Annotated in this window: 15 protein-coding genes and 4 tRNA genes; 8 read left to right on the top strand and 11 right to left on the bottom strand. The window is 60.9% G+C overall.

The genetic code is table 11. The features are described from left to right. Positions 1 to 60: 60 nt before the first annotated feature. From A8C75_RS19140 to A8C75_RS19095, 10 genes are all read right to left on the bottom strand, one after another. Positions 61 to 137: transfer RNA gene (locus A8C75_RS19140), tRNA-Met, on the bottom strand. Positions 138 to 140: 3 nt separating this feature from the next. After that, positions 141 to 215 (bottom strand) — tRNA-Gln (locus A8C75_RS19135). Between the two features lie 208 nt (positions 216 to 423). Further along, positions 424 to 500: transfer RNA gene (locus A8C75_RS19130), tRNA-Met, on the bottom strand. 86 nt (positions 501 to 586) lie between these two features. After that, complete coding sequence (ychF, locus tag A8C75_RS19125) at positions 587 to 1678, bottom strand: redox-regulated ATPase YchF (protein WP_067385915.1); 1092 nt, start codon at positions 1676 to 1678, stop codon at positions 587 to 589. A gap of 17 nt (positions 1679 to 1695) precedes the next feature. Then, on the bottom strand, positions 1696 to 2283 hold the full coding sequence (gene pth / locus A8C75_RS19120) for an aminoacyl-tRNA hydrolase (protein ID WP_067385913.1): 588 nt from the start codon (positions 2281 to 2283) through the stop codon (positions 1696 to 1698). A 182-nt stretch (positions 2284 to 2465) separates the two neighbouring features. Next, positions 2466 to 3065, bottom strand: coding sequence for a 50S ribosomal protein L25/general stress protein Ctc (locus A8C75_RS19115; RefSeq protein ID WP_067387528.1), 600 nt, complete (start codon positions 3063 to 3065; stop codon positions 2466 to 2468). A 123-nt stretch (positions 3066 to 3188) separates the two neighbouring features. Further along, the gene (locus tag A8C75_RS19110) at positions 3189 to 4130 is read right to left on the bottom strand and encodes a ribose-phosphate pyrophosphokinase (RefSeq protein WP_067387526.1); all 942 of its coding nucleotides are present in this window, start codon (positions 4128 to 4130) and stop codon (positions 3189 to 3191) included. 67 nt (positions 4131 to 4197) lie between these two features. Next, positions 4198 to 4272, bottom strand: a tRNA-Gln gene (locus A8C75_RS19105). A 123-nt stretch (positions 4273 to 4395) separates the two neighbouring features. Next, the gene (lolB, locus tag A8C75_RS19100; RefSeq protein ID WP_067385912.1) at positions 4396 to 4986 is read right to left on the bottom strand and encodes a lipoprotein insertase outer membrane protein LolB; all 591 of its coding nucleotides are present in this window, start codon (positions 4984 to 4986) and stop codon (positions 4396 to 4398) included. Next, entirely contained in the window at positions 4986 to 6689 is a 1704-nt protein-coding gene (locus A8C75_RS19095) for a tetratricopeptide repeat protein (protein ID WP_067385910.1), read from the bottom strand. The genes lolB and A8C75_RS19095 overlap by 1 nt, the downstream gene beginning before the upstream one ends. Before the next feature lie 181 nt (positions 6690 to 6870). Between A8C75_RS19095 and hemA the strand changes: the two genes are divergently transcribed. The 7 genes from hemA (at position 6871) to A8C75_RS19060 (ending at position 13170) form a co-directional block, all read left to right on the top strand. Next, positions 6871 to 8139 carry a glutamyl-tRNA reductase gene (gene hemA / locus A8C75_RS19090; RefSeq protein ID WP_067387524.1) on the top strand — a complete coding sequence of 423 codons (1269 nt, stop codon included), beginning with the start codon at positions 6871 to 6873 and terminating at the stop codon, positions 8137 to 8139. Positions 8140 to 8249: 110 nt separating this feature from the next. Beyond that, the gene (prfA, locus tag A8C75_RS19085) at positions 8250 to 9335 is read left to right on the top strand and encodes a peptide chain release factor 1 (protein WP_067387522.1); all 1086 of its coding nucleotides are present in this window, start codon (positions 8250 to 8252) and stop codon (positions 9333 to 9335) included. A 6-nt stretch (positions 9336 to 9341) separates the two neighbouring features. Then, a complete protein-coding gene (gene prmC, locus A8C75_RS19080; protein ID WP_067385909.1) occupies positions 9342 to 10226 on the top strand; it encodes a peptide chain release factor N(5)-glutamine methyltransferase in 885 nt (294 codons plus the stop codon). After that, positions 10227 to 10985, top strand: a complete 759-nt coding sequence (locus tag A8C75_RS19075) for a molybdopterin-synthase adenylyltransferase MoeB (RefSeq protein ID WP_067385907.1) — start codon at positions 10227 to 10229, stop codon at positions 10983 to 10985. Positions 10986 to 10990: 5 nt separating this feature from the next. Then, on the top strand, positions 10991 to 11401 hold the full coding sequence (locus tag A8C75_RS19070; RefSeq protein ID WP_120785215.1) for a CoA-binding protein: 411 nt from the start codon (positions 10991 to 10993) through the stop codon (positions 11399 to 11401). A 138-nt stretch (positions 11402 to 11539) separates the two neighbouring features. After that, complete coding sequence (locus A8C75_RS19065; RefSeq protein WP_067385904.1) at positions 11540 to 11893, top strand: RidA family protein; 354 nt, start codon at positions 11540 to 11542, stop codon at positions 11891 to 11893. A gap of 59 nt (positions 11894 to 11952) precedes the next feature. After that, entirely contained in the window at positions 11953 to 13170 is a 1218-nt protein-coding gene (locus tag A8C75_RS19060; protein ID WP_067385902.1) for an MFS transporter, read from the top strand. Positions 13171 to 13199: 29 nt separating this feature from the next. Here the strand turns inward: A8C75_RS19060 and A8C75_RS19055 are convergent, their stop codons facing one another. Then, entirely contained in the window at positions 13200 to 14909 is a 1710-nt protein-coding gene (locus A8C75_RS19055; RefSeq protein ID WP_067293892.1) for a potassium/proton antiporter, read from the bottom strand. A gap of 191 nt (positions 14910 to 15100) precedes the next feature. On the opposite strand from A8C75_RS19055, the gene A8C75_RS19050 reads away from it, so the two are divergent. Beyond that, positions 15101 to 15616, top strand: a complete 516-nt coding sequence (locus A8C75_RS19050; protein ID WP_067385900.1) for an MOSC domain-containing protein — start codon at positions 15101 to 15103, stop codon at positions 15614 to 15616. Positions 15617 to 15630 lie beyond the last annotated feature (14 nt).

The raw sequence follows: 15630 nt of genomic DNA, 5'->3' as shown, positions 1-15630 counted from the left end.
TTTCGATCCCTTAAAACAACGGTGGCCATTACAGCCGGGACTTTTAATCCCTTAAAATAATGGTGGCAATGGCGGGACTCGAACCTGCGACCCACGCATTATGAATGCGTTGCTCTAACCAACTGAGCTACATTGCCATATGGCAGGGGTAGGAGGATTCGAACCTCCGCGTGACAGGATCAAAACCTGTTGCCTTACCGCTTGGCTATACCCCTACAGCCTTCGACCTTTAATCTGCGATCTCCCCTGGGGGAGATCTCCATTTGCCAATACCGAAGTATCGAAAATGGTAGCCACGCCAACCGGGATTTTTGATCCCTTTATTCTCTGATCGATTTTTCAGTCGATCCGAAAATGGTGGCCACGACAGCCGGGACTTTTCCCCTTACATTTTTTGATCAATCCTTCTGGTCGATCAAAAAATGGTGGCAATGGCGGGACTCGAACCTGCGACCCACGCATTATGAATGCGTTGCTCTAACCAGCTGAGCTACATTGCCTTATCTGTCGAGGCGCGAATTATTCTCTGATTCTGCTTAGTTGTCAACAGCTTGGCCGAGGAAAAATCTATTTTCCCGGGTTGTCGTCAGACATTGAAACGGAAGTGCACCACATCGCCATCCTTGACGATGTATTCCTTGCCTTCCAGGCGCCATTTGCCGGCTTCCTTGGCTCCCTGTTCGCCGTTGAAGGCAACGAAGTCCTCGTAGCCAACGACTTCGGCGCGGATGAAACCCTTCTCGAAGTCGGTATGGATCACACCGGCGGCCTGAGGGGCCGTAGCGCCGATTTTGACGGTCCAGGCGCGAACTTCCTTCACCCCGGCGGTGAAGTAGGTCTGCAGGCCCAGCAGGCCGTAACCGGCGCGGATGACGCGGTCCAGCCCCGGTTCTTCCATGCCCAGATCCTGCAGGAACTCGAGGCGCTCTTCGTCGTCGAGTTCGGCGATCTCGGATTCCAGCTTGTTGCAGATGGCCACAACCACGGCGCCTTCGGTGGCGGCCTGCTCACGTACCTGTTCCAGGTGCGGATTGTCTTCGAAGCCGTCTTCGGACACGTTGGCAATGTACATGGTCGGCTTGGTGGTCAGCAGGTGCAGGCTTGGCAGCAGCTTGTGATCATCTTCGGTCAGGCTCATGGAGCGTACCGGCTGGCCTTCGCTCAGGTGCGGCAGCAGCTTTTCCAGCAGAGCCTTGGCGCGCAGGGCGTCCTTGTCGCCGCCCTTGGCGTTGCGGGTTACGCGCTGCAGCTGCTTCTCGACGGAGTCGAGGTCGGCCAGCGCCAGTTCCATATTGATGATTTCAATATCTTCCAGCGGGTGGATGCGGTTGGCGACGTGAATGACATTGTCGTCGTCAAAGCAGCGCACTACGTGGGCGATGGCATCGGTTTCACGGATGTTGGCCAGAAACTTGTTGCCCAGGCCTTCGCCCTTGGACGCGCCGGCTACCAGACCTGCAATATCGACAAATTCCATGGTGGTCGGCAGCACGCGCTGTGGCTTGACGATGTCGGCCAGCTTGTTGAGGCGCGGATCCGGCATGGGAACAATGCCTGAATTGGGCTCGATGGTGCAGAACGGGAAGTTCTCGGCGTCGATACCGGCCTTGGTCAGTGCATTAAACAGGGTGGACTTGCCTACGTTGGGCAGGCCGACGATACCGCATTTGAAACCCATGGTGCTTGTCCTGTCAGTTAACCTTGGAAGCTGTGGAGCCCATTCATGGCGCGACCCCATTCCCCGGAAGTGGCTTCGGGCAGGTAGCGCAGGGCTTCATCGGAGGCGGCGAGGGTTTTGTCCCGTTCGCTGCCGGGGGCCTTCTTCAACACGAAGGCGGCGACCTGGCTACTGTGGCCGGGGTGGCCAATACCTAAGCGCAGGCGATAGAAATTCTTGTCATTGCCCAGACGGGTAATGATATCGCGCAGACCATTGTGACCACCGTGTCCGCCGCCGTGCTTGAAACGGGCGACACCGGGGGGCAGGTCAAGCTCATCGTGAGCGACCAGAATGGACTGAGCTGGAATCTTGTAGAACGTTGCCAGAGCCGCGACGGCCTGACCGCTCAAATTCATGAAGGTGTGGGGGATCAGCAGGTGGACTGGCTGGCCGTTGAGAACGATCTTGCCGTAGCGTCCGTGAAACTTGCGATCCGGTACCAGCGTGCAGTTATGCCAGGCAGCAAGCTGCCCGACAAAGTCGGCACCGGCATTGTGACGGGTCTGATTATAGTTATCGCCCGGGTTTCCGAGGCCTACGATCAGTTGGATCCTGTCATTCATGCCGGTGCCCTAGCAGCCTGTCGGACTTGGCCGATCGTTGCGAGGGAAAGGCCGAGTTGAGTTAGTTTTTGGGCGCTTTTGAGGCGAATAGTGGGTCTATTTAACAAAAAAGAGCGCATAAAATAACCAGCTTCGGCTTTTCCGCAGTAGATCAGTGTTAAGTCCGACTGGCTGCTACAGTCTTACTTGGCAGCTTTGGCGCCACGCGGAGCGTAGACGTAACCGATACCCTGGTCGTGGTCACCGCCGCGACGCAGAGCAATGATTTCAACGCCTTCTGGCAGGCTGATGTCGGACAGGTGAAGAACCTTGCCGCCTTCAACAGTGCTCAGATCGATCAGCAGTGATTCCGGCAGCTGGCCGGCGTTGCACAGGATTTCAGCGGTGTTTTTCTCAACAGCGAACTTGGCAGACGCTTTGGAAGCGGCTGATTTTTCGAAGTTGACGAACTCCAGCGGAACCGTGATGCGGATGCGGCTTTCGTCCGTTACGCGCTGGAAGTCAGCGTGCAGTACCTGCGGGCGAGCCGGGTGGCGCTGCAGATCCTTGATGATGACTTTCTGCTCTTCGCCATTCAGCTTGATGGTCAGAATGCTGGAGAAGAAAGACTGATCAGTCAGCTGCTTGTTCAGTTCGTTGCCGTTAACGGAGATAGCAACAGGGTTCTTGTCGTTCTCGCCACCGTACAGGATGCCAGGCACGAATCCCTGAGTGCGCAGGCGGCGGCTCGCACCTTTGCCCTGATCCGCACGGGATACTGCTTCGATTACAAAGTTAGTCATGTGATTATCCTTCAATAAATAAAAGCTGCAGACCTCGCGACCAAGGTTCTGCAGCATCGCTATTGCCCTTGTGGGCATTAACACAGACGCATGTGGCGCCGGTGCGGTTCAGGCAGGGTCCGCTTAGCGGAACATTGCGCTGATAGATTCTTCGTTGCAGACGCGGCGTACCGCTTCTGCCAGCATCGGTGCCAGGGTGAGCTGACGTACCTTCGGGCAGTCGCGCGCAGCGGCGGACAGCGGGATAGTATCGGTTACCACCAGTTCGTCCAGGACGCTGTTGTTCAGGTTCTCGACCGCAGGGCCTGACAGTACCGGATGCGTTATATAGGCGTAGACTTTGGCGGCGCCGTTGTCTTTCAGCGCCTTGGCTGCCTTGCACAGGGTGCCGGCGGTATCGCACATGTCATCGACCAGGATGCAGGTGCGGCCTTCGACGTCACCGATGATGTTCATCACCTGGGATTCGTTGGCGCGTTCGCGACGCTTGTCAATGATGGCCAGATCGCAATCCAGCTGTTTGGCGATGGCGCGGGCACGTACCACGCCGCCGACGTCCGGGGACACGACCATGATGTTCTCGAATTGCTGATCGAGGATGTCGTCCAGCAGGACCGGTGAGCCGTAGACGTTATCCACAGGGCTGTCGAAGAAACCCTGGATCTGGTCGGCGTGCAGGTCAACAGTCAGAACGCGGTCGATGCCGACTGCAGAGATCATGTCCGCCACAACCCTGGCGCTGATCGCCACACGGGCAGAGCGCGGGCGGCGATCCTGGCGGGCGTAACCGAAGTAGGGGATTACTGCGGTCACACGGCTGGCGGATGCGCGACGCAGTGCATCGGCCAGCACTATGAGTTCCATCAGGTTGTCGTTGGTAGGCGCGCAGGTCGGCTGGATAATGAACACATCCTTGCCGCGGACGTTTTCCTGGATCTCTACGTTCACTTCACCGTCGCTAAAGCGACCGACGATGGCTTTGCCCATGGGGATATCAAGGCGCTCGACCACTCTCTGGGCGAGTTCCGGATTGGCATTGCCGGTGAAGACCATCATTCTAGACACGGCGAGCACCTTCTCGGTTGGTTCGGAGTTGGAATTCGAAGCTGACAGGGAGTATTTCATGAGTAAATGGCTGGGGTAGGAGGATTCGAACCTCCGCATGCTGGAATCAGAATCCAGTGCCTTACCGCTTGGCGATACCCCAGTATCTCTCCTTTGGAGTTGGCCTCCCGAAAGAAGGCGCATATTCTGCTAAAACCGGCTCGATAGGTCAAGCCCGAAGTGCAGTCAAAGGGAAACGAACAGCAAAATAACTGTCGTTGCCAGCTCAGGACGCGATCCACTCCTTGATGATCACCGTAATGGTCAGGTCTGCGCGCCTCAGCGTTACGCGCTGTGGCAGCACGTACCCATTGTCCGTCGAGTAGGCGGAATAATGGATCAACCACCCGCCCTGTTCAAGGGTCTCTAAGCGATTCTCGCGAAAGCTTGGGGTGTAGGCAAGGCCGGGTGCAGGCAAGCCGCGAATCCAGTAGGTCACCTGCTCAACCGGAAAGCTCCAGCCCAGCAGGGACTGCAGCAGGGCTTCCGGGCTGTCTGAGGCGTAACGGCCTTCGCCGGCGATATCGATGCTCACGCCGCGGGGATCACCTTCGATCAGGGCGCCGCCCTGGCCGAGGGGGCCGCTGATGGCGATGCGATAGCGCGGGGTCTGCTGCTGCCACTGCATGCGGGCGCTCTGGCTATCATCCGGAGTGCGAATGCCGACCTTGCTGTCCAGAGTCCAGTTTTGCAGCGCCAGCGCCTGTTGCTGGTACTGATCCCAGCTGCCGCTGGCGGGCGCCTGGGTCTGATCGGTTTTGAAACTGCTGCAGCCGGCCAGCAGGGTCAGCAGCAGGGTCAGTCCAAGCGCGCGCATCAGTGAGCCTCGAGTGCCTTGGCGGCTTCGCGCAGGTGTTCATTCTGCGGGTCTTCGCCCAGGTGCTGTTCCAGCAGTTCGCGGGCGCGGTTCTGGCGCCCATCGGCCCAGTAAGCCCGGATCAGGTGGCCGGTGACTTCTGGGTCCGGGAAGCTGTCGTAGGCCCGTTGCAGGAATTCGATGGCTTCGGGGTAACGCTCAAGGTTGAACAGCACCCAGCCCATGGAGTCCAGCACGGCGGGGTCATCGGGTTTTTGTTGCAGCGCCTGCTCGATCAGTCGATAGGCTTCATCGTAACGGTCGGTGTAGAGCGTCAGGGTGTACCCCAGGGCGTTCAGCGCACTGGCGTTGTCGGGCTCCATTTCGAGCACCTTGCGCAGATCCTGCTCGATCTGCGGGAAGTTGTTCGGGTCTATCAGCATGGCGCGGGTGTACAGCAGGGTCACTTCATTGCCGAGCTCCGCCAGGCCCTGGTCCAGAATGGCCAGGGCGGCATCCCGCTGCTGGTGCTGATTGAGCCATTCGGCCTGGAGTCCATAGAAACGCGGCGCAAGTTCCGGGTAGCGGGCGCGGGCATTTTCCAGGATCAGTTCGACGCGGGCCTGGTCGGCCGGCTGGTCCAGCAGGTTGAGGGTGCGGGCGTAAGACTGAAACAGGTTGGAGCCATCGGTGACGCGGCTGTAGTGTTCGATCGCCTCTTCATTGCGGCCCTCGGTCTGGGCGATATAGCCCAGATAAAAGTGGGGCTCGCTGTTGTCCGGGTTCTGTTCCAGCAGCTGTTCCAGCACGCTTCGACTCTGGCTCAGCTGGTCATTTTCCAGCATCAGCAATGCCAGGTAGTAATGCAGCTGGCTGTCGTCGGGGAAGCGCCTGATCAGCTCGCGGGAGGCGTTGGCGGCCTGCTTTTGCTGGTCGTTGAGAAACAGCAGCTGCAGATGGAGCACCTGAATCTGGCGGTTGTCGCTCTGGCTTTTCAGATAGGGGCGCAGCAGTTGCAGCGCTTCGGCCGAGCGGTCGTTAAGGCGCAGCAGTTCCGCCTTGAGCATCAGCGCATCGAGATCGTCCGGGTTCTGTTGCAGTACCCGGTCAAAGTCTGCCAGAGCGGCGTCGGTTCTATCGAGCTGCTTGAGCAGCTGGCCGTGGGCCAGCAGCAGATAGCTGTCGTTCGGGGCTTTTTCCAGCTGGCGGTCCAGCATGGCGATATAGCCCTCGAGCTGACGGGGGCTGATGTTGCTGGCCTGGCCCACGAGCAGCGCCAGCGCCTGGCGGCTGTCTTCGGCCAGGGCGCGCTCCATCAGAGGCAGCGCCGCCTCGTAGTCACCTTCGTGCAGCAGCAGGCCTGCGGCGAGCTGGTAAGGCTCGGGGTTATCGGGCTGCGCCTCTATCCAGAGTTGTGCCGCCTGCAGCATGTCGTCGGGGCGTTGCAGGTACTGGGCTATGCGGGTGGCGCGCTCGGCCACGGCCGGGTCGCGGGTCAGCTTGGCCTGCTGCAGATAGATGACGAGGGCGACATCGAACTGACGTCGCTGGCCGGCAATCTCGGCCTGCAGCAGCTGCAACAGGGATTCGCGGTTGAATTCGCCCGGCTGGTACTGCACCGGTTCCAGTACCACGGGGGTCAGAGATTCGGTCGCAACAGGCTGAAAACTGCAGCCAGCTACAGCGAGCGTGCTGATCAAAATGCCGAGCAGGGTTTTGTTCATGGGGCTTCAGGTCAGGTCCCTTGGGGTGTTGGCTCACTATAGAGGAAGCTTGGCGCTATTGTCATGCGTCAGTTTGGCGGCTGTTTGAATGGAAAGTTCCGGCGGGCGGATTTTCTTCTTGGCGCCAAGAAGGTGTATTATGGCGCGCCTGAATATTTCGCTGAGGTTCTGCAACGTCTCCATGGCTCTATTGGCGTTAGGTATCAACCACAAAACCGCCCCGCTCGAGGTGCGCGAGAAGGTGGCATTCGCGCCGGAGCAGCTGGTTGATGCCCTGGAGCATGCCCGTGCCTCCGGCCGCCTCAGGGAAATCGCCATTCTGTCGACCTGCAATCGCACCGAGCTGTATTGCTCGACCGACACCGCGGGGCTGGAGTCTCTGCTGCAGTGGCTGGGGGACTATCACCATCTTGCCCCCGCGATGCTGGCGCAGTGCATCTATGCCCACTGGGACCAGGACGCTGCGCGCCACATGATGCGGGTGGCCAGCGGGCTGGACTCCCTGGTGCTGGGCGAACCGCAGATTCTCGGTCAGCTCAAGTCCGCTTATGTCCTGTCCCAGGGGCAGGGGCTGGCGGGGGCAGAACTCGGCCGGCTGTTCCAGCAGACCTTTGCCGTTGCCAAGCAGGTGCGCACCGATACCGCTATCGGTCAGAACCCGGTGTCGGTGGCCTATGCGGCGGTTAGCCTGGCCCAGCACATTTTTTCGGACCTTGGCAGCAGCCGGGCGCTGCTTATAGGCGCCGGTGAAACCATCGAACTGGTGGCGCGTCACCTGAGTCAGGCCGGTGTGCGTTCCATGATCGTCGCCAACCGTACGCTGGGGCGGGCCCAGGCGCTGGCGGACTCCGTCGGCGGCCGCGCCATAGTGCTGGCGGACATTCCGCAGGTGCTGGCCGAGGCCGATATTGTGATTTCCTCCACCGCCAGCCAGTTGCCGATTCTCGGCAAGGGTGCGGTGGAAGATGCGCTGAAAAAGCGCAAGCACAAGCCGGTGTTTATGGTGGATATCGCAGTCCCGCGGGATATCGAGCCCCAGGTGGGCGAGCTGGACGATGTCTATCTGTACAGCGTTGATGATCTGAAAGATGTGATCGAGGAAAATCAGCGCTCGCGTGAAACCGCAGCCCTTGAGGCGGAAGAAATTATTGCCCGCGGCGCCCTGGCCTTTATGCGCCAGCTGCGCGAACTCGATGCCGTGGATACCCTGACGGCGCTGCGTTCGCGCGGCGAAACCCTGCGGGACGAAGCGCTGGCGCAGGCCATGAAACTGCTGCGCAACGGCAAGCCCGCCGACCAGGTACTGGAGCTGCTGGCCAACCGCCTGACCAACAAGCTGCTGCACTCGCCCACCATCCAGCTGCGCAAGGCCAGCGCGGATGGGCGTGAAGAGATGCTGCAGCTGGTGCAGGAACTGTATCAGCTGTCCGACAGCGCTGACGCCAAATAACATGAACGCATTCGGGTGCTCCATGCCAGACCGGCTCACCAGGTGCCCTAACACTGATGCAGCTCGTGCAGGAGCTCTATCAACTGTCCTTACGGTTGACTCTGAATAACATGAAAACCTCTATACGCAACAAGCTGGAAAGACTCGTCGATCGCCATGAGGAAGTGGCAGCCCTGCTGAGTGATCCGGGCACGCTCGCCGATCAGAACCGTTTCCGCGAACTGTCGCGCGAATACGCCGAGCTCGAACCCGTGGTGGAAAGCTTCAATGCCTACCTGGGCGCACTGGATGACCTGGCGGAAGCCGAGCTGATGCTCGATGACAGCGATGCCGAGATGCGCGAAATGGCGCGCGAGGAGATCGGCGGGGTTCGCGGACGGATCGAAGAACTTGAGGCGCAGCTGCAGATATTGCTGCTGCCGCGGGATCCGAACGACAGCCGCAACGTCTTCCTCGAAGTGCGCGCCGGTACCGGCGGCGACGAGGCGGCTATTTTTGCCGGCGATCTGTTTCGCATGTATTCGCGCTACGCCGAGCAGCAGGGGCTGCGTATTGAAATCATCAGTGCCAGCGATGGCGAGCACGGTGGTTACAAGGAAATCATCAGCCGGGTGGTGGGGCAGGATGTGTACTCCAGGCTCAAGTTCGAATCCGGTGCGCACCGCGTGCAGCGGGTGCCGGAAACCGAGTCCCAGGGGCGCATTCATACCTCGGCCTGTACTGTGGCGGTGATGCCGGAGCAGGACGAAGTGGCCGAAATTGCCATCAACAAGGCGGACCTGCGGGTGGATACCTTCCGTGCCTCAGGCGCCGGTGGTCAGCACGTCAACAAGACCGACTCGGCCATTCGCATTACGCATATTCCCACCGGCGTGGTGGTGGAATGTCAGGACGAGCGTTCGCAACACAAGAACCGCGCCCGTGCCATGTCGCTGCTGGCGGCGCGCTTGCAGTCGGCTGAACAGGAACGCCATGCCGCCGCCCAGGCCAGTACGCGCAAGAGCTTGGTGGGCAGCGGTGACCGCTCCGAACGTATCCGTACCTACAACTATCCCCAGGGGCGGGTAACGGATCACCGTATCAACCTGACGCTCTACAAGCTGGGGGAAGTCATGAACGGCGAGCTGAATGCCATCATTGATCCGCTGCAGCTGGAGTACCAGACCGAACAGCTGGGCGCGCTCTCGGAGGAATAAGATCGGATGAATAACGCCAGATCACACGAGTCAGCACAGGTGAGTCTGACCATCGCCAAAGTGCTGCAGAGCGCCGCGCAGCTGGTGGACAGCGACAGCCCGCGGCTGGACCTGGAGCTGCTGCTGTGTCATCTGCTGGACTGCGGCCGCACCTACCTGTTCACGCACCCCGAGCGAGTGTTGTCTGTGCAGCAGGCGGCGGACTTCGATGCGTTGCTGCAACGGCGCCTGGCGGGGGAGCCGGTGGCGCACCTCACCGGCCGGCGCGGTTTCTGGACCCTGGATCTGGAGGTGAGCGCCGATACGCTGATACCGCGCCCCGATACCGAAACCCTGGTGGAGCAGGCCCTCGAGTTGCTGCCCGATGGCGATTTCCGGGTGGCGGACCTGGGCACCGGCACCGGCGCCATCGCCCTGGCGCTGGCCAGTGAACGCCCCGGCTGGACACTGCAGGGCTGTGACCGGGTGGCGGGTGCCGTGGCGCTGGCGCAACGCAACGCGAAGCGTCTGGGACTGAGCAATGCTCGCTTTGTGCAGGGCAGCTGGTTCGAGCCGCTGGACGGGCGTTTTGCGATGATTGTGAGTAATCCTCCCTACATAGACCCCGCCGACCCGCACCTGGGGCTGGGGGATGTCCGCTTTGAGCCGCGCAGTGCGCTGGTGGCAGATGACAAGGGACTGGCCGATATTCGCCATATTGCCAAGGGCGCGCGTATCGTGCTGGAGCAAGGTGGCTGGCTGCTGTTCGAACACGGCTATGATCAGGCTGAGGCGGTACGGACCTTGCTGGATGAATTGGGCTATTGCGATACTGCCACGCGGCCTGATCTGGGGGGGCGTGATCGTGTCACCCTGGGGCGCTGGCTACAGGAACCTGCAAGGAGTGACTGAATGCTGACAGATGAGCAGTTGTTGCGTTACAGCCGGCATATCATGTTGCCGGAGGTCGAAATTGATGGCCAGGAAGCCTGGCTCGGCGCCCGGGTACTGATTATCGGCCTGGGCGGGCTGGGGAGCCCCGTGGCCATGTATCTGGCGGCGGCGGGGGTGGGTGAACTGGTGCTGGTGGATGACGATGAGGTCGACCTGAGCAACCTGCAGCGCCAGATCCTGCACAGTACGCCACGTATCGGTGAGACCAAGGTCGAGTCGGCGCGCCAAACACTGATGGCACTTAATCCGGATATCCGCATCCAAGCGCTGTGCGAACGGCTTTCGGATGAGCGTCTTGACGAGCTGGTGGCCAGTGTGGATCTGGTGCTGGATTGCTGCGACAACTTTGGCACCCGCTTTGCTGTCAACCGCGCCTGTGTCCGTCACAAGCGCCCGCTGGTATCGGGTGCCGCCATCCGGATGGAAGGCCAGGTCACGGTGTTTGACGCCCGCCAGCCGGACTCGCCCTGTTATCAGTGCCTGTACCGTGATGGCGAAGATGAAAATTTGACCTGTTCAGAATCAGGCGTACTGGCACCGCTGGTGGGCATTATAGGTTCTGTGCAGGCGATGGAAGCGTTGAAGGTGCTGGCCGGTATCGGTCAGCCGCTGGTAGGTCGACTGCAGCTGCTGGATGCCCGCAGCATGGAGTGGCGTACCTTGAAATTGAAGCAGGATCCCTCATGTCCGGTCTGTGGTCAGGCCGGCAAGGAGTAAAGGTTTTGAACGACGATAAAATAATTCGAAAGATTCTTGAGAGCAGTAAAACCATCGCCCTGGTGGGTGCCAGCCCAAGGCCGCACCGCGCCAGTCATCAGGTGATGGGGTACCTAATCGCCAAGGGTTATCGAGTGATTCCGGTCAACCCGACTGAAGTTGGCGCCAGCATTCTGGGTCAGCCGGTGCGGGCTTCGTTGTCTGAAATTGATGAGCCCATCGACATGGTGGACATTTTCCGCAACTCGGTAGATGCCGGCGATGCGGTGGATGATGCCATCGCCGTGCACGCCAAATCGATCTGGATGCAACTGGGCGTGGTGAACGAGCCCGCCGCCGAGCGCGCCCATGCGGCAGGCATGGACGTCGTGATGGATCGTTGCCCGGCACTGGAAATTCCGCGGCTGAATCTGTGACCGGCGAATTTTCGCTTTTAGTGCTGTTTACGCAGCATTTGCCTGCATAAGGCGGTTTTATAGTGGATTTTGCCTGGTTGTGTATGGCCGGGGCCGTAAAATAGGGGCTTTAATTCAGCCCAACGACAGGATAGACCGATGAGCCTTACCCGTATGGAAACCGGCCAGCGCATGAGCCGTATCGTGATTCACAATGACACTGTTTACCTCTGCGGTCAGGTTGCGGCCGATGCCAATGCGGATATCCGCGAGCAGACCAGCACCATGCTGGAAAAGGTCGACACCCTGCTGGCCCAGGCTGGCAGTGACCGCGAGCACCTGCTGTCCGCTACCCTGTACATCCGCGACATGAAAGACTTCGCCGCCATGAATGAAGTCTGGGATGCCTGGGTACCGCAAGGGCAGGCCCCGGCGCGCGCCTGTGTTGAAGCACGCATGGCGCGGGCTGAACTGCTGGTTGAAATCTCGGTGGTTGCGGCCCTGAAGAAGTAATTCTTTTATCCTGATCCACTGAAAGCGCCCCAGGGCGCTTTTTCTTTTTAAGGCCCTGAATGCAGCCCTCGATCCTTCACGAACGCAATTACCTTACCTACCTGTGCGGCAGCCTGTTTTCGACCCAGGGGGTCTGGATTCAGCGCATGACGCTGGGCTGGAAGATGTGGGATATGACCCACTCGGAAACCTGGCTGGGTCTGCTGGCCTTTTTGATGTTTTTCCCGGTGGTGCTGGTGGGGCCGCTGTTCGGGGTGCTGGTGGATCGTATCAACCGGCGCCGGGCGGCGGTGGTGATCAGCTTGGTGCTCAGCAGCCTGGGGGGCGGCCTGGCCGTGCTGGTCGGGGCCGGCCTTATCGAGCCTTTGGGGGTGCTGCTGTTTGCCCTGGTGATCGGCATGACCAACAGCGCCTATCAGGCGGTGCGGCTGTCGCTGGTGCCGGAGCTGGTCAGCGTGGCCAATATGTCCAGAGCGGTGGCGATCAATGCCATTCTGTTTAACAGCGCCCGTTTTATAGGTCCTATGATCGCCGGTGTGCTGATCAACCTCTATGGCGGTGCGGCGGCGCTGGCGGTGAGTGGGGCCTGCTATCTGCCCCTGACGCTGGTGCTGCTGTGCCTCAAACTGGACGAGCAGGCCCGCAGGGATGCCCGGGGGCCGCAGCGGCGCTTTCTGGCGGATCTGCTGGCCGGCGTGCGTTACGCCCGCAGCGAGGCGCTGATTGTGCGCCTGCTGCTGGTGATCTGCTGCTCGGCGATACTGGGCCGGGGTCTGCTGGAAATTCTGCCGGCGGCGGTGGATGTGCTCTACAGCCGTGGTGTAGAGGCGCTGGCCATGCTGACCTCGGCAGCGGGGCTGGGCTCTATCGTCGCAGGGCTGATCCTGTCGGCGCTGCCCCGTGCGCGCTTGCTGTCGGCGTTACGCCTTGCCGCCATCGGCGCCGGTGTGGTGCTGGTGCTGTTTGGGCTGAATGCGCGTTTCGAGGCGGGTCTTGCGCTGGTCATGCTGCTGAGCTTTTGCGCTACCGTCTGCGGGGTGGCGACCCAGTCGCTGATACAGGTTTCACTGGATGGGGCCTATCGCGGCCGGGTGATGAGTCTGTGGGGCGCGCTCAATGTCGGCGGCGGCGCTGTGGGGGGCCTGCTGTTTGGTCTGCTGACCGAGCACGGTGGCTACGGCCTGACGCTGGTGCTGCTGGGAGCCCTGAATGTGCTGTTGGCCGGGTATGCCACCCGCGGGCTAGCTGCCCTGGCCAGTCGCCAAGACTCGCAATAGGCCTCGGCGGCAGGTCAGGACTGTACATATCAGTGCAGTTTCAGACCAACTTTGGTGACAACATCGCCTTCCACTGCCTTGACCACCAGAGTGACCGGGCCCAGCATTAGGCTGTCGCCTACGACCGGATGGCCGTGCTGGTGGCGTGCGATGCAGGCGGAGAGCGTCTGGGTCGAATCTTCCTGCTCGACCTTGATGCCGTAGGCCTGCTCGACATCGGCCAGCTGCGCCTCGCCATTGAGTACAAACTCGCCGAAGAAGGCCATTTCCGCCAGGTGTTTGGGGCCATGGGGGGCGTTGAACTGATGCCCCAGGGCATCGATCATGTCCGGGCGCGCCATTACGGCCAGCAGATCGCCATCCTGCAGGGCGGTCTTGGCCTGGGGGCGCAGATAGCGGCCTTGACGAAACACCGCCGCTATCCCGGTATCCGCCGGCATGCGCAGATCACCCAGCGGGGCAGGGCGCTGCCAGCGCTGGCCCTGCAGCCGGAACAGCAGTAACTCGTGTTCGCCTACCGCCGGTACGTCTATGGGGATGCGCCGGTGCGCCTGCTCATGCCCCGGCACTTCAAGTTTCAGCCAGCGGGCCACCGGTGCCAGGCTGCTACCCTGAATCACCAGCGACACCATGACGACGATAAAGGCGATATTGAAGAACAGCGGTGCCTGCTCCACGCCGGCCATGACCGGAAACAGCGCCAGCACTATGGGCACAGCGCCGCGCAGGCCCACCCAAGCGATAAAGCCTTGTTCACGAGGCTTGAAACCGAAGGGCCAGAGGGTACTGAAGGTCGCCAGCGGACGGGCGATCAGAATCAGTACCGCCGCCAGCAGCAGCCCCGCTGGCGCGATCAGCAGTAGCTGGGATGGATCCACCAGCAGGCCCAGTATCAGGAACAGGCACAGTTGCGCCAGCCAGGCGAGGCCGTCGTGTACCTGCAAGATGGCCGGCATCATGCGTACCCGGGCGTTGCCCAGCAATACGCCGGCCAGGTAAATCGCCAGAAAGCCACTGCCGCCCAGGGCGTTGGTGCCGGCAAATATCACCAGCCCGCTGGCCGTGACCAGCAGCGGATAGAGCGCCGTCACCAGTTCGACCTTGTTGATCAAAAGGACCAGCAGCTTGCCGCCAAACCAGCCGAAGGCGACGCCGATAACAATCTGCTGCAGCAGCATCAGCGGGGCCGACCACAGCGAGGTGCCGCCGTCCTGAGTGATCAGCTGCAACAGTATCAGGGTGAGGAATATCGCCATGGGGTCGTTGCTGCCGGACTCTATTTCCAGGGTGGCGCTGACGCGGGCGTTGAGGTTCAGGCCGCGGCCCTGCAGCAGCGCGAAGACGGCGGCGGCGTCGGTGGAGGATACGATGGTGCCGATCAGCAGGCCGTCGAGCCATGAGAGGTCAAAGATAAAGATCGCGGCCACCCCCGTGACCAGGGCGGTGATCAGGACGCCCAGGGTCGCCAGTACCAGTGCGGGCCTGAGGCCAACCCGGAAGGTTTCGCCCCGGGTGCGCATGCCGCCATCCAGCAGGATGATGGCCAGTGCCAGGTTGCCCACCAGGAAGGCGGTTTCAAAATCGTCGAACTGGATATGGCCCAGGCCGTCTTCGCCGGCGAGCATGCCAACGCCCAGAAACAGCAGCAGCACCGGCATGCCAAGCCGGTTCGACAGCGGGCTGAGCAGGATGCTGAGCATCAGCATCAGGGCGCCGACCAGCAGAAACAGGGAGGTCATGACATCGATCCTTGAAGTTGCCGTGCGAAGTCCCGGGGGCCGTCATAGCGCTGGGGGCTTTGCAGGGTTAAAGCGCTATTATAAGGGCGCCCCCGGTGGCGGCCAATGCTCATTCGCAGCTAAAGCGAGCGTTGGCCTGAAGCTCAGGGCCATAACAGGGGGCTACAGGAGACTCATCAGGAGGCAGGCGAATGCGAGGTCAGATGGCGAAACTGCTGGGCACATTACCCCAGTGCGGTGTGCTGGAGCAGATACTGCTGCGGCCTTCCCGGCAAGAGCCCATGCAAAGCGTTACTGAGGCCAGCGTAGAGCTGGGGCAGGGCTTGCTGGGTGATCGCTTTAGCGGTCGGGTCGACAGCAAGCGTCAGATCACTCTGTTTCAGGCTGAGCACCTGGCGGTGCTGGCGTCCCTGTTGCACAGGGAATCGCTGGATCCTGCGTTGCTGCGGCGTAATCTGCTGGTGCGTGGCATCAGCCTGCATGCCCTCAGCGGGCGGCGCTTTCGCATCGGCGAGGTGCTGCTGGAGGGGGCGGGGCAGTGTCACCCCTGTTCGCGCATGGAAGCGGTGCTGGGGCCCGGTGGTTTTAACGCCATGCGCGGTATAGGCGGGCTCTGCGTGCGCATTATCGAAGGTGGACGCATCCGGGTGGGAGACAGAGTGCAGGCTGAGCCAGAGCCAGAGCCAGAGCCGCTGGCCAGGCTCTGAGTCTTGCCCTGTGT

It is taken from the genome of Marinobacterium aestuarii, from assembly GCF_001651805.1.
Lineage (GTDB): Bacteria > Pseudomonadota > Gammaproteobacteria > Pseudomonadales > Balneatricaceae > Marinobacterium_A > Marinobacterium_A aestuarii.
Note: the sequence above shows the minus strand (reverse complement) of the source record. Positions and strands in the feature narration are given on the sequence as shown.

Bases quoted from the DNA above. Each gene is read 5' to 3' on its own strand.
- prmC (WP_067385909.1), top strand. From the start codon at position 9,342: ATGAATAACGCCAGATCACACGAGTCAGCACAGGTGAGTCTGACCATC.
- prfA (WP_067387522.1), top strand. From the start codon at position 8,250: ATGAAAACCTCTATACGCAACAAGCTGGAAAGACTCGTCGATCGCCAT.
- hemA (WP_067387524.1), top strand. From the start codon at position 6,871: ATGGCTCTATTGGCGTTAGGTATCAACCACAAAACCGCCCCGCTCGAG.
- A8C75_RS19115 (WP_067387528.1), bottom strand. From the start codon at position 3,065: ATGACTAACTTTGTAATCGAAGCAGTATCCCGTGCGGATCAGGGCAAA.
- A8C75_RS19055 (WP_067293892.1), bottom strand. From the start codon at position 14,909: ATGACCTCCCTGTTTCTGCTGGTCGGCGCCCTGATGCTGATGCTCAGC.
- A8C75_RS19095 (WP_067385910.1), bottom strand. From the start codon at position 6,689: ATGAACAAAACCCTGCTCGGCATTTTGATCAGCACGCTCGCTGTAGCT.
- A8C75_RS19075 (WP_067385907.1), top strand. From the start codon at position 10,227: ATGCTGACAGATGAGCAGTTGTTGCGTTACAGCCGGCATATCATGTTG.
- lolB (WP_067385912.1), bottom strand. From the start codon at position 4,986: ATGCGCGCGCTTGGACTGACCCTGCTGCTGACCCTGCTGGCCGGCTGC.
- pth (WP_067385913.1), bottom strand. From the start codon at position 2,283: ATGAATGACAGGATCCAACTGATCGTAGGCCTCGGAAACCCGGGCGAT.
- ychF (WP_067385915.1), bottom strand. From the start codon at position 1,678: ATGGGTTTCAAATGCGGTATCGTCGGCCTGCCCAACGTAGGCAAGTCC.
- A8C75_RS19050 (WP_067385900.1), top strand. From the start codon at position 15,101: ATGCGAGGTCAGATGGCGAAACTGCTGGGCACATTACCCCAGTGCGGT.
- A8C75_RS19065 (WP_067385904.1), top strand. From the start codon at position 11,540: ATGAGCCTTACCCGTATGGAAACCGGCCAGCGCATGAGCCGTATCGTG.
- A8C75_RS19060 (WP_067385902.1), top strand. From the start codon at position 11,953: ATGCAGCCCTCGATCCTTCACGAACGCAATTACCTTACCTACCTGTGC.